Source organism: Acinetobacter sp. WU_MDCI_Abxb74 (assembly GCF_025513915.1).
Lineage (GTDB): Bacteria > Pseudomonadota > Gammaproteobacteria > Pseudomonadales > Moraxellaceae > Acinetobacter > Acinetobacter calcoaceticus_C.
This window is the reverse complement of record NZ_JAHPRP010000002.1, coordinates 267799-281712: the sequence shown is the minus strand read 5'-3', so window position 1 is coordinate 281712 and position 13914 is coordinate 267799. Positions and strand designations below refer to the sequence as shown.

Annotated in this window: 12 protein-coding genes and 1 tRNA gene; 4 read left to right on the top strand and 9 right to left on the bottom strand. The window is 37.3% G+C overall.

Annotated features, from left to right (window positions below):
- Positions 1–30 precede the first annotated feature (30 nt).
- The 3 genes from KTH84_RS19055 to KTH84_RS07365 form a co-directional block, all read right to left on the bottom strand.
- Positions 31–456 carry an RrF2 family transcriptional regulator gene (locus KTH84_RS19055; protein WP_410374399.1) on the bottom strand — a complete coding sequence of 142 codons (426 nt, stop codon included), beginning with the start codon at positions 454–456 and terminating at the stop codon, positions 31–33.
- Positions 457–1695: 1239 nt separating this feature from the next.
- On the bottom strand, positions 1696–2238 hold the full coding sequence (locus KTH84_RS07370; RefSeq protein WP_202742955.1) for a cysteine hydrolase family protein: 543 nt from the start codon (positions 2236–2238) through the stop codon (positions 1696–1698).
- A gap of 41 nt (positions 2239–2279) precedes the next feature.
- Entirely contained in the window at positions 2280–2579 is a 300-nt protein-coding gene (locus tag KTH84_RS07365; protein WP_032063006.1) for a carboxymuconolactone decarboxylase family protein, read from the bottom strand.
- Positions 2580–2686: 107 nt separating this feature from the next.
- Here KTH84_RS07365 and KTH84_RS07360 point away from each other — a divergent pair, with 107 nt between their 5' ends.
- Positions 2687–3634: a GlxA family transcriptional regulator gene (locus KTH84_RS07360; RefSeq protein WP_262472687.1), complete on the top strand. Its 948-nt coding sequence runs from the start codon at positions 2687–2689 to the stop codon at positions 3632–3634.
- Positions 3635–4037: 403 nt separating this feature from the next.
- On the opposite strand, the gene KTH84_RS07355 is transcribed toward KTH84_RS07360, so the two are convergent.
- From KTH84_RS07355 to efp, 4 genes are all read right to left on the bottom strand, one after another.
- Positions 4038–4114: transfer RNA gene (locus KTH84_RS07355), tRNA-Val, on the bottom strand.
- Positions 4115–4282: 168 nt separating this feature from the next.
- The gene (locus KTH84_RS07350; protein ID WP_004643555.1) at positions 4283–4588 is read right to left on the bottom strand and encodes a YbdD/YjiX family protein; all 306 of its coding nucleotides are present in this window, start codon (positions 4586–4588) and stop codon (positions 4283–4285) included.
- Positions 4588–6684: a carbon starvation CstA family protein gene (locus KTH84_RS07345; protein ID WP_262472686.1), complete on the bottom strand. Its 2097-nt coding sequence runs from the start codon at positions 6682–6684 to the stop codon at positions 4588–4590. Before KTH84_RS07345 ends, KTH84_RS07350 begins: the two co-directional genes overlap by 1 nt.
- Before the next feature lie 166 nt (positions 6685–6850).
- Positions 6851–7420, bottom strand: coding sequence for an elongation factor P (efp, locus tag KTH84_RS07340; protein ID WP_004643557.1), 570 nt, complete (start codon positions 7418–7420; stop codon positions 6851–6853).
- 73 nt (positions 7421–7493) lie between these two features.
- Here efp and epmB point away from each other — a divergent pair, with 73 nt between their 5' ends.
- Genes epmB through KTH84_RS07325 form a run of 3 tightly spaced genes read left to right on the top strand, consistent with a single transcriptional unit; the run spans position 7494 to position 12379 of the window.
- Positions 7494–8510 (top strand): EF-P beta-lysylation protein EpmB, encoded by a 1017-nt coding sequence (epmB, locus tag KTH84_RS07335; RefSeq protein ID WP_262472685.1) that lies wholly within the window; start codon positions 7494–7496, stop codon positions 8508–8510.
- 15 nt (positions 8511–8525) lie between these two features.
- The gene (locus KTH84_RS07330) at positions 8526–10271 is read left to right on the top strand and encodes a GTPase (RefSeq protein WP_262472684.1); all 1746 of its coding nucleotides are present in this window, start codon (positions 8526–8528) and stop codon (positions 10269–10271) included.
- Positions 10268–12379, top strand: coding sequence for an EAL domain-containing protein (locus KTH84_RS07325; protein WP_262472682.1), 2112 nt, complete (start codon positions 10268–10270; stop codon positions 12377–12379). The genes KTH84_RS07330 and KTH84_RS07325 overlap by 4 nt, the downstream gene beginning before the upstream one ends.
- 63 nt (positions 12380–12442) lie before the next feature.
- Here the strand turns inward: KTH84_RS07325 and rpmE are convergent, their stop codons facing one another.
- A complete protein-coding gene (gene rpmE, locus KTH84_RS07320; RefSeq protein ID WP_003650476.1) occupies positions 12443–12667 on the bottom strand; it encodes a 50S ribosomal protein L31 in 225 nt (74 codons plus the stop codon).
- Between the two features lie 193 nt (positions 12668–12860).
- On the bottom strand, positions 12861–13832 hold the full coding sequence (locus KTH84_RS07315; protein WP_171058576.1) for a bile acid:sodium symporter family protein: 972 nt from the start codon (positions 13830–13832) through the stop codon (positions 12861–12863).
- Positions 13833–13914: the final 82 nt, after the last annotated feature.

The window sequence follows — 13914 nt, the reverse complement described above, 5'->3', positions numbered from 1 at the left end:
ATAAAAGTATCTATTTAGGGTAAAAAAAAGCTAGTTAGACCTAGCCCTGATTTTGGACACCACGTCCGACAATGACGTCTGAACCAGATCCCTACGGACTGCCTCCTGAGTGCTCGCCAGAACTTCGCCCATGACTTCTTTTATGTTACAGCTTATGATGCACTCGCTCCTTTTGGGATAGGTATGGATAGCAAAAGCATCTGGAGCATCAACTGCAGAGTAGATGTCCAAGAGAGAAATACTATTGGGGCTCCTGGCTAGGCCATAACCACCAGACTTACCAACAGTCGACTTAACCAACTTAGCCTTCGAAAGTTTAACAAGGATTCTCTTAACAAAAACCGGATTCGCATTCACCGTACCTGCGAGAACTTCCGACGTGAAAACGCCTTCGTGATGTGCAATTGCCGCAAGTACATGAACAGCGATGGAAAATTGAGTATTTACAGAAGCCATTTAGGAGAAGTCTTTACGGAAGCCATTTATAGATACTATATTAGTATCTATACTAATACAAGACGAAAATGTATATGCTCAAAAATAAAACAGATTAATACATTTTCAATGGGTCGGTACACACAGACCACAGATCCAATTCGCTTGTGATTAGTACTGTCACTCGGAAAATCATTAGCAGCAGATGGGCAGAAAACAAAAGTTAAAAGATTTTATTGAACGTCATTTCATAAAAGCAGAATAGTCAGATCTAGGAACCATAAGAAGCTAATTTTTAGTCAACCATATCCTGAAGAATTCAAAATTAAAGTAGTAAAGCAAATTACTGAGAAACGCGATAAATAATTAAGAAGCAAATATATCCAAACGCTTATTTCTCAATACATAGAGCCAACTCCCTATCTGATCTTGTAAAACAAAATCACACCCTTCTCTTCTAAGTTTTTGTTGGACGTACTTGGACAGATTCAGATAAGCAGACTTGCTAGAAATCTGCTGCATCCATTGATATACATAGTTTGTAGAGGATTTTAAATCATGATCCATGGCTAAGCCGTCCAAGTAATTACTTAGATGTACTTAGATAGAATTGAATAAAAATCAGGTTTTTGCTTTACGTAGCTTTACGAGATGGATAATTAAAAAATACTAAAACCCTTATGGCACATAGTGTACAGTGTATTTTTCATAAAACGCCGTAAAGCAAATTTACTTAGACGTACTTAGACAGAATTGAATAAAAATCATGTTTTTGTTGTACGTAGCTGTACGAAACAAAATTATAAAAGAGTCAAAACCATTGCATTGCTTAGTATAGAGACTCATCCATAAAAAATTACTGTACAGCTAAATGCTCTATTACTGCTGAAATAATTAAATCTTAAACTTGGTTATCCTAATTATACGAGTTTACCTTGACGCACCTTGACGAAACTCAACCTTTTAAAATCCACTAAAACCACATTTAATTATTGATATATAATGAATTAAAGAGAAATCTTCTCTATTTTTAGAGGCTAGTCTGTCAAGGTGAATTACAAACGCTTCGTATAAGTAAAAAGGAAAAGTTTCCTTGATGTCCCTTGATGAAATTTCAATTATCAAAAAGAGATGAGATATATTATTCATGGCTTTTGAAAGTAATTGATTAATCATTCTATAAGTTGGCCATCAAGGAAATGAAAAGTTATTTCGAGCTAAAGAGTTACTCTGTTTTTATACGAAGTAACTCTTTATAACTTAACTCAAGTATTCTGCTGTAGTCTTTATTTCAGCATAAGCAAAACCTAATGCTGCCATAAATGCTGAATGTACTTGTTGTGCAGAGACTTTAGTCTCACCAAATTCCAAGTCCATTCGACCACATGCATCTTCGATTACTGTACAGTTAAAGCCAAAATCTGAGGCAGCACGTGTAGTGGCATCTATGCAGATATGACTCATTGCTCCAATAATAGTTATTTCTTCGATACCGTTTTTCTTCAAGGTATCTAGTAACACAGTTTTTAAAAAAGAATTTGGATAATTCTTGGTAATGATAACTTCATTATCAAGTGGGGCGACTTCTTCAATAATTTTAACGCCATCCGTATTCGGTGCAAAAAAAGGTGATTCAGTCTCTAATGCTTCATGGCGAACATGAATAATAAAAGTATTCTTTTCACGAGCATCAACAAGAATTTTTTTGGCGTTTTCAACAGCCTGATTAATATTCACTAAAGGAAGTTGACCCGTTGCCAAATATTCATTTTGTAAATCAACAATTACTAGAGCATGACTCATTTTATTTCTCACTTTGAAATAGGATTAGAGAGGAAAGGTATTTAAAGTAAGTGGCTTGCATGAGCAATTGCACCACCAGCTCGCATTGCACCAGCTAACATTGCTGCTTCTGCAATTTCTTCATCAGTTGCGCCCGCTTGTTTTGCGCGTATTTTATGATCTTCAATGCAATATGGACATTGAGTTGTTAAGGCAAGGGCAATTGCCATCAGTTCTTTATATTTTGCAGGGATATGGCCGTCTTTAAAAACAGCTTCATTAAATGCTAAAAAGGTAGTAAATGCTTCAGGTGTTAGCTTACCTAATTGTTTAAGCTTTTCTAGGTTTTTCATGTCGTACATAATCTCTTCCTATTTTATATGTAGATCTCGATATAGCGCAGAGCTTGACAAATTTTGTTAATTTGATTAATAGTCATTAATGACAGATTTATGGTGAAAAGTGACATATGGGGAGTTTGGTTGAAATTGCTATATTGCTTTATCCAACTGCACATTTATCTTCAGTTGGCGGGCTTACAGATTTATTTAAATTTATAAATAATCAAGTTCCTTCTTCTCAAAGCCCTCAAGTCAAAGTAACTCACTGGCAAAGTGAAAATGACCAGATCATTAAAGTCTTTGATTCTCATGAAAATCATAAAAGCCAAATAAGTTTTGTTATTATTCCTCCTAGTTTTGAAGAGCCAGTTTCCCAGCAAGATGCTCAAGTCTATGTTTTATGGCTCAAAGAGCTTTATCAACGCGGAGTAATACTCTGTTCAATATGTTCAGGTATCTTTATTCTCTTAGAAACAGGAGTGCTACAAGGGCGTACTGTTACAACACATTGGTCAAATATTACGACGCTAAAAACAAGGTCAACTCATCTGAAAGTGGATTGTAATAAGATGGTGGTTGATGAAAACGATATCATTACCACGGCAGGTCCAATGTCATGGATTGATATGGGATTTACACTAACTGAGCGTATCTACGACACTTCTTTTATGGTCAAGATGGCTCAATATCTCTTGCTTGATCCACCCATACGAAAGCAATCATATTATAAAAATTTTGTTCCAAGCTTTGATCATGGAGACGAGGTAATTGTGAATGCACAACATTGGTTGCAAACACATTATAATGAGACGATTACAATCGATATGTTGGTTGAATTGACTCATTTAGAAAAGCGCACCTTATTAAGACGTTTTAAAAAAGCAACTAATTTAACTATTGTTGAATATTGCCAAAATTTGAGAATTCAAAAAGCACAAGATCTTTTAATAACTACCAATTTGAGTTTTGATTCGATATCTTGGCAAGCTGGATATAAGGACAGTTCTTCATTTAGTAAAATGTTTTGCAAAAATATAGGCTTATCTCCTATCGAATATCGAAAGCGCTTTAAATAATCAAGTATTTATGTTGTCGATAATTCTTATTTTCTTAGTGAATTGTGCCCTGCTAATATCTAAAGAATCCTATAGCTGATTGAACTTATAAATGCCTTCATCACAAGACCAAATAAGCTGAATAAAATATTTACTATCAAAAACCTTACAATCACTATTCATAGAATTGTAATCCATTTATATAGTGGTCTTAGGTATCTGATAAGGGTCTTTTCTTAATTGCAGTTCTTTTCATACAAATTATGACAAACAAGCTTGTATCATGAGTTCAGTAATTGAATGATGATACAAGGATCAATCTGCTATATAAGTTTATACAAACCAATAAAAAAGCCCTAAACCATTATAGTTTAGGGCTTTTTAAATCATGTAAAGCTATTTGAGTTTATATGACTTAATGTCTTGGTAGGTATATCCAGACTCGAACTGGAGACCTCTACGATGTCAACGTAGCGCTCTAACCAACTGAGCTATACACCTAAGATGGAAAGCATAATATTCATTTTTCAAAAGCAAAACAAGTGATTTTCAATTGAAAAAAATACAAATGAGCAGACTTTAAGCAAACTCTTTTTCATTTTCCAAAAAAGAAAAACGGTACATGGTTTAACCACATACCGTTTTGTTTAGCTGAATATCAATCTCAACTTAACAAGGGCATTTCTTTAAAGTACCGCCAGCCGATGGATAACGCGCATCGACACAATAGCGATAGAAAGTTTTAGCATCCATTGGTGTTAAATCAGAATGATGAAGCTTCATATGTTCCAGATAAGTTTGATAATCTGGCACGCCGACCATAAGTCGAAAGCTTTGCTGCAAACGCTGCCACAGTGTTGCAATGCGTGACCAGTTCTTTGGAGAGAGCAATAGCTCTTTTTGTGAGAGCACCGTCATTTTAATGATTTTCGCAATAATGACAGTTCCATTTTTTGCAAATTTAAAATTCATCATTACTTTCCTCGCGTGGTGACCACTTCAGGATCAGCATATACAGCTGGGGATTCATTTACAGCCGGTGTTGGGCTTGCTAAAGCACGGCGGACAATACCAATTGAAGCAATAATCATGACAATCGATACAATCATAAAGAAGCCACAAAGCGCAGCATTAATCTGATTAGACATCACAATGTTTTGCATCTCAGCAATAGTTTTGGCTGGTTTAAGAATTTCACCACGAGCGATTGCATCTGAAAATCTATTTGCTTGCGCTAAGAAACCAATCTTTGGATTTTCGTGGAAAATCTTTTGCCAACCCGCAGTCATACAGGTCACGAATAAGAAAATTGTTGGGATGATGGTCACCCATACATATTTTTCTTTTTTCATTTTAAACAAAATGACTGTACCCAAAATGAGTGCCATTGAAGCCAGCATCTGGTTACCAACACCAAATAAAGGCCATAGTGAATTGACACCACCTAATGGATCAATCACACCTTGATAGACGAAGAATCCCCATCCACCTACTGCTACGGCTGTTCCAACCAAATTACCCAAGAATGAACTAGAAGATTTAATCTTAGGAATAACAATACCCACTGTGTCTTGCACCATGAAACGACAAGCACGAGTTCCGGCATCTACAGCAGTTAAGATGAAAAGTGCTTCAAACAAAATAGCAAAATGATACCAGAATGCCATCATTGAACGGCTATTGAAAATTTCCGAAATGATATGTGCCATACCAATCGCAAACGTAGGTGCACCACCTGTACGCGATAAAATCGAAGTTTCTCCAACTTCCTGTGCCAACAGCGTTAACATTTCAGGAGTAACGACAAACCCTAGATTACGAACAGCTTCTGCCGCAGTTTCTACAGTTGTACCAAGTACAGCCGCAGGCGCATTAATTGCGAAGTAGATACCCGGATCTAATACGGTTGCACAGATCATCGCCATAATACCGACGAAAGACTCCATGAGCATGCCACCATAACCAATCACGCGAATATCCGCTTCGTTATTAATGAGCTTTGGCGTAGTACCACTTGATACAAGCGCATGGAAACCAGAAATAGCACCACAGGCAATAGTAATAAATAGGAATGGAAATAAACTACCTGAGAAAACAGGACCAGTACCATCAATAAAATGAGTCACTGCTGGCATTTTTAATTCAGGTAATGCAATGATAATACCGACTGCTAGACCGAGAATGACGCCAATTTTAAGGAATGTTGATAAATAATCACGTGGCGCTAACAATAACCAGACTGGTAATACTGAAGCAATAAATCCATAAATGATTAAGCACCAAGTGAGCTGTGTTCCAGTTAAGGTGAAAAACTCACCCCAGTAAGGATCTGCTGCAACATGTCCACCATAGACAATAGCAAGCATCATTAAGACGAAGCCAATAATAGAAACTTCAGCAATACGTCCTGGGCGAATAAATCGCATGTAAACACCCATAAATAATGCAATTGGAATAGTCGCTGCAATAGTAAAAACACCCCATGGGCTATGGGCAAGTGCTTTAACCACAACTAAAGCCAATACTGCAAGGATAATAATCATTACCCCAAGCGCACCGAGCATTACAACAATACCGGCAAAAGAACCTAGTTCTTGTTTTGCCATTTCACCAAGCGAACGACCGTCTCGACGCGTTGAAATAAATAAAACTAAAAAGTCTTGTACTGCACCCGCGACAACCACACCGACCAGTAGCCAGATTGTCCCTGGTAAAAAACCCATTTGTGCAGCCAAAATTGGCCCGACCAATGGCCCCGCTCCGGCAATTGCCGCAAAGTGGTGACCGAAAAGCACATATTTATTGGTGGGAACATAATCCAGACCATCGGCTAAACGATGTGCTGGGGTTAAACGTCTTGGGTTTAATTCAAATACTTTAGTTGCAATAAATAGACTATAAAATCGATATGCGATGCTATATACACATGCTGCAGCAAGTACAAGCCAAACCGCATTGACATGTTCACCACGACTGAGTGCCAGCATCCCAAAAGAAATTGCACCTATAATTGCCACTAGGCTCCAGACTAGCTTGGAGGGAAGCGTAGATTTCGCTTGCATTGTGTCCATTCTTAACCTCTCAATAAATAACTACAGCATTTTTATATTGTTATGTACTGTTCTTTGCTCACTCCTTGTGACTCTACTCCTCCTTTAATTTTTTTCCTCTTATACTTTCGCATAAAAAAAGGGATGATTTACATCATCCCTTCGATAATAGTTTATTTTTTAACTATTATGCACGCTCTAAATAATCGCCAGTACGAGTATCTACACGAACGCTATCTTCTTGCTGAACAAATAACGGAACACGAACAACCGCACCTGTTTCAAGCTTAGCTGGTTTACCGCCACCGCCAGATGTATCACCACGTACACCTGGATCAGTTTCAACAATTTTTAATACTACGAAGTTCGGTGCACTTACAGTTAAAGGTACGCCGTTGAACAACATAATCGTACATTTTTCATTTGAATCGTCTTTTAACCATTTAGCAGCATCGCCCATTGCAGTTTTATCTGCTGCGATTTGCTCAAAAGTTACAGGATCCATGAAGTTCCAAAGTTCGCCATCATTGTATAAGTAGTCCATTTCTACTTCTACGATGTCAGCCGCTTCTACAGTATCGCCAGACTTAAAAGTTTTTTCTAAAACTTTACCAGTTCTAAGGTTACGTAATTTTACGCGGTTGAACGCTTGACCTTTACCTGGTTTTACGTATTCATTTTCCATGATTGAACATGGGTTACTGTCAAGCATGACCTTAAGGCCCGGCTTGAAATCATTTGTAGAATAATTGGCCATGACTGGCACACTCCAAACTTAACAAGTCAACTATGCGATATAATGCGTTGTTGCATTATCTTAATCGTGTCAAATGATAAACTATTTATACCAAGAGCAAAACTGGCAATCGCAACTGAGTGACCTTATTACAGATCCTTTGGAGTTGCTAAACCTACTCGAGTTATCCACCGATCAGCTATTATCAGGTGCGATTCTGGCTTCTGAACAGTTTAAATTACGGGTTCCTCGCGCGTTCGTCGGAAAAATGAACGTTAAAGACCCTTTTGACCCGCTTTTGCTACAGGTTTTACCTCATCATTTAGAGCTTGAAGAACATCCTGAATTTGTAACTGATCCTTTAGGTGAAGAAGCAGCAAATCAATTACCCGGTGTATTACATAAATATAAATCACGTTTTTTACTGACTTTGACGGGTGCTTGTGCCGTACATTGCCGTTATTGTTTCCGTCGTCATTTTCCCTATCAAGAAAATTTACCGAAAAATGACGATTGGCTAAATATAAAAAATTATATTGAAGCGAATCCCAATATTAATGAAATCATTTTGAGTGGTGGAGACCCTCTTACACTTTCTAACCGTAAATTAGCACTTTGGCTAGAACGTTTATCATCTCTCAAACAAATTAAGATTCTGAGAATTCATTCACGGGTTCCAATTGTTATTCCAAACCGTATCGACGAAGAGCTTATTTCTTTATTAAAAAACAGTAGGCTGCGTATTATTCTGGTGGTACACTCAAACCACGCTTCTGAACTCGATGACTTTACCTGTTCAAAATTGTTGCAGTTATCTGATGAGCACATTACTGTACTTAATCAGGCAGTATTGCTTAAAGGTGTTAATGATTCTGCGCAAACATTAATTGATTTAAGTTATCGTTTATTTGAAGCTCGCGTTATGCCTTATTACTTACATGTTTTAGATAAAGTAAAAGGTGCACAACATTTTGATTTAATACCATCTGAGATAGATGATATATATCGTGATGTGTTAGCGAACCTACCGGGGTATTTGGTTCCTAAACTCGTCAGGGAAATTGCGGGCGAAAAGAATAAAACACCGCTTTTTGGGGCTACAACATTTTGAGTTATATAATAAGTGATGATGAATAATGCACTATCGGACATTTTTCACAATCAAACCGCACTCACTCGTGAACGGTTAAGCTTTTGTGAAGCCAATATTAAAGATCTTAATGAATGGGTCACTACCCTTTCTATTATGCAACTCGGCGATACGTCAAAAGCATTATTCACAGCCATTTTAGAGCTCAATGAATTAAAATGTAGCGAAACCTTGCGTTTCGATCTCATACAAACGCTTCACCCCACTATTAATAACGTTCTTGCGAGCCTTGAAAAAAACTTTTTTAACCAAGGTGTTATTAGCACAGACCGTAATGAACACATTATTGAATTAGCAATGTTGCTCCGTTGCTATTTTGCCAGTATTTATTTAAATATTGCTAAAAATAGCCATGAGCAATTACAACATCAAAACTTTTCACTGTTTGCCTATAAACAAAAAAAGAATTTGCAAACGGCACGTACTTTATCGACTTTCCATGCGCTGAAACAATTAACCAGTCTCTTATATCAGCAGCATATGCTCTATAGTGAGCCGGTCAAAGGGCAATGGTTAATTGCACATCAGCTCTATGAAACCGCTGTTCAACATAAATATCATCTGGTAAATATTAACCATATTCAGGGTGTACATCATCCTCTAGCAAATATTACCCAAGCTTATGCTCAGCTGATTCTGCTCGATATTTTAAATACAAACCAAATTCGTCAGTCAGAAATTCAGGCATTATTTCAATGTAGCTTTGACTGGGCAAGAATGATTCATATTTTGCCGAAAGATACAGCATTAACGAAATATGTGGTCGACCCAAGTAAAGATCATCCACCAGTTTATAACACCAAACGCAGCTCTAACTTTAGCCCAAGCATTTTTATAGGCACACAGGCTTTACTTGAGCATGTCACTGCAACCATGCATAAAAATGCGCAATATATTTCCAAGAATGAAAAGTTTTATTTAAGCCCAGCTTTAAAGTTTCATGTTCAAACTATTTTAGGTACTACGGCTCAACGTCGTCATGAGCGGTATGAATATAATGCAGAGCTACAAATTTGTTTTGGTTTAAGTACGGCTCATTTCTATCTATCGAAAGCAAAAAACTTCGAAGAAACGCTACAACTGAACAATAACTACAACTTACAAAGTGAGTCTAAAGTTTTATCCAATTTAGAGAAAAAAGAACAACAAACAACTTCCTATCAACGCTTAAGTCGTGAAACTAAAACCATTTATCAAACCACTGTTCTCGATATTAGTGTCAATGGATATCGTATTAAATGGTCTGGGGAAGCACCGAAAAATCTAAGAACCGGTGAATATATTTTAGTTAAAGAAACCTTGCATGGACAATGGCGTGGCGGGGTCATCCGCTGGATTAAACAGTCGACAGAAAAAAGCCTAGAGTTAGGTTTAGAGATTTTGTCACAGGCCATGTTTCCTTGCGCAGTGCATATTCAAGCTGAGCGTCATACGCGCAATTATCATCCTGCACTATTACTACAAACACAAAACCTAGAAGAAATACAAAACACACTAATTTTACCGGGGTCACAAATTTTTAGAGAGCAACAAACAATTCATTTACGATTGGGGACAGAAGAAATCAAAGTGTATCTACTCAAAGCACAACTCATTACTCAAAGTTTTATTCAATTTCATTTCGAACTTCTGAATGAGCAGCAACAAGGCCTGCTTGATCAGTTCATGATGAAAAAGGGTAATAACTCTAGCAGTCAAGATTTATGGGAAGCACTAAAGTGAGAAACTCTTTATTATCTAAAAAGTTAAAACGTACTGAAACACGTTTACTCATTATTGATGACAACCAGCTACGTTATAACCAGATTTTAAATTTATTATTGGGGAATGATTATCAAGTTCAGGCATTATTACTTGATGATTTAAAAAGTTTTGAAAAACAGCTAAATACGCCTTGGGATGCTATTATTTTTGGTCGTGCTTATGACCTAAAAATTGAACAAACCCTCTCCCTTATTCAAGCGTCTGAGCAGCCACATTTACCTGTTTTGTTATTGCAACCTGAAGACTATCAACCTCAGCAATATCAGACCTATATTCATAAAGGTATTTATGATGTCGTTCCATTAGAACCATTAGATTATTTTTATATCACGCTTATTCGAACCTTGTCGTATAGCCATTTATTGCAAACCGAGCAACGCCTGACCAGCGAACTAGAGATTATTCACTCTCATACACAAACCTTGGTCAATAACAGCCATAAAGCTGTCGCCCTCTTTCAAGAAGGCATGCACGTTAAGGCAAATACAGAATACCTCAACCTTTTTGGCTTTAAGCAAGAAGAAGAGATTATTGGCCTGCCGATATTAGATGTTTTACAACCCAATGATTTAAATATTTTTAAACAAAGATTTAAGAAGATTTCATTAGGTCAATTTGATCAGGCGCGTTTTGAAATCCAGAGTCAACACGCAGCAATTTCAGGTAATAATGCTTTAAAACTTGAATTTATTCCCAGTCAGGAAGAAGACGCCGTACAGTTAACCATTGACTATCAACTGGATTTACAAACACCTGCAAACACTGTTTTTTCTGAAAAGAGTTATGGGTTAATTACACCTTGGCAACAGATTAATCGACAGCTATCATCCCACCCTGCTCAAGCAAATGCATTGGTTTTATTTAGATTAAATCAGTGCCCAGAACGGGTATTTCAACTCGACTGGCAAACTCCTGGACAATATTTTAATCAGCTGCAAAGTTTCCTGAAAGAACAGGCACAAATGCCGATTTTCAATCTTGAACTTGGGGCATATATTGGCGTTTTGCAAGCCGAAAACAGTACAGTCCTTAATTCCCAATTGGCTAGTCTGCAAAGTTTGCAAAAAGAGTATTTATTACCGATTAATGAGCTTAACTATTCGATCCAGTTTAAGCTGAGTTATGCGCAAATTACTGAACCTTTAAATGAAGCTAGTTTTGCAAAGCTTCTTGATCAAACAAGTCAGCAAGAGTTACCTAAGGCGAAGTCAGAAATCGAGTTAGCGCCAACCATCGATATTATCTCTCCTGAGCCTGCCAACTCTTCTATATCGCTTGATCTAAGCCTTCAGAATGTTGATGTTCCTGTGCAATCCTCTTTATTGCAACAATTAAAGCAACAGTTAGTACGGGGTGAAATCCATTTAAAATATCAGCAGATTTATGATAAGCATGATCAAGAAACCCATAACTATGAAGTGACTAGCGGTTTTATTGCAGATGAACAGTGGCACAATTTAAACGATTTAGCTGCATTAAGAGATGATAGTGAACTTTCTATTCAATTAGACCGTTGGATCTTGGTTGAGGCTAGCAAGCAGCTACATAATTTTATTACGCAGTATCCGAAAGCTAAACTGATTATTAACTTAAATATTGATATCTTACTTAAAGATAAATCATTCCCTGAGCTGATTTCCAAATTACTCACCATTATTGGGAGTAAGCAAGAAAGCCCATTGGTTTTACAATTTCCAGAGCAAGCTATTCAGCCACATCTTGCAATTGTGCAGCAACAAATAGCTCGCCTACGTCAACACGGTGCAGAAATTTCAATTCGGGATTTCACATCTTCTATTTATAGCGAATCGATATTGCAACAACTTGACGTTCAATATTTAAAATTGCAATCGAAGAAGACAGAGCTATTAAACTCAGACGCTGGTTTAGAGCAATTACAAGAAAAGGTTTTGAACTATTTGACTGTAAAACCAGTAGGGATTTTACTTGCTGATCTTAATGATATGAACTTATTTGCTAATGCTTGGAATGTGGAAGCACGTTTCTTACAAGGTCGCTATTTCCAGAATAAACTTGATCGCTTAACAGACGTACAAGACCAATAATGGTCTTGTCGCTTATAAACAGAAAACGGGCATAAAGCCCGTTTTTTGTTTCGTTTTGCAGTATTAACGCTTGATAGAGCGAGACATACCAGAAAAACGTTGTTTGAATTTGTCGATACGACCACCAGTGTCTACATTCTTTTGCTTACCAGTGTAGAAAGGGTGGCAAGCTGAACATACGTCAAGGTAGATAGTGTCTTTACCTAAAGCAGAACGAGTTTCGATTACGTTACCGCAAGAACAAGTTGCTACTAATGTTGCATATTTTGGGTGAATATCGGCGCGCATCGTCGATTACTCCTAATTTAGAAAGGCTTAAGCTGCCATCGCAATTGATCACTCTCAACTAAGTTGAGGACAGGCTCAAATGAGCAGATCAACACCACAACAGACCATTCTTTTGGCCCACCGAAACCTCTAGGGTTAGAGCTAAGCACAACAAGTGGACAAGATTATACGTCAAATAATTTTTATTTGCGAATTAATCTTTAGATTTAGCCCAGTAATTTGCAATTACCCCACAAACCATTAATTGGATTTGGTGAAAGATCATAATGGGTAACACAATCATGCCTAAAGGCTGGCCAATAAATAAGATTTGCGCCATTGGCACACCACTTGCCAGCGTCTTTTTTGAGCTACAAAAGAAAACCGTGACTTGATCTGCTCTGTTGAATCCCAAAGCACGTGGTAGATAAAGTGCTAATAGCATGATGATGGTTAAAAGAACTGAACAGGCAACCGTTAGAATAAGTAAGGTTTTCCAACTCACCTGATGCCAAAGTCCCGCGACTACCGCCCCACTGAATGCACCATACACCACCATCAAAATTGAACCTTGATCGAAAGCTTTAACAATACTTGGAACTTTTGCCATATAGGGAAAAATATAAGGACGTAATATTTGCCCTAAAATAAATGGCACTAACAGCAACAAGGTAATTTGTATAATTGAAGCAGTCGGATCGAACCCATGTTGGCTTTGGCCTAAAATAAAAAAGCTCACCAACACTGGTGTAATAAACATACCAATTAAATTTGAAAAAGATGCACTACAGACCGCTCCAGCCACATTTCCTTTTGCAACTGATGTAAATGCAATAGAAGATTGAACCGTAGAAGGTAAAAAGCACATAAACAAAAAACCCCAGTACAGTTGTTGACCTAATAGAGGTAACAGAATCGGCTTAGCCAACAAACCAATCACTGGAAAAACAAAAAAAGTAAATGCGAATACAAGTAAATGCATTTTCCAATGCAAAATGCCTTCAATTACAGCCTCACGAGACAGCTTCGCACCATGCAAAAAAAATAATATTGCAATCGCGACTGTGGTGAGTGTATTGAAATATTGCGCTGCTTGACCACTGACTGGAAAAAATGTTGCTAGTAATACCATTCCAACCAACAAAATTGTAAATCGATCAAGTGCCAATAACTTCAACATAGCCACATCCTATGATTATTTTAGATAAATAAAAAACCCAGTTGATAAATTGACCATTCGGTCGGACATTCATCATACTGGGCTCTAA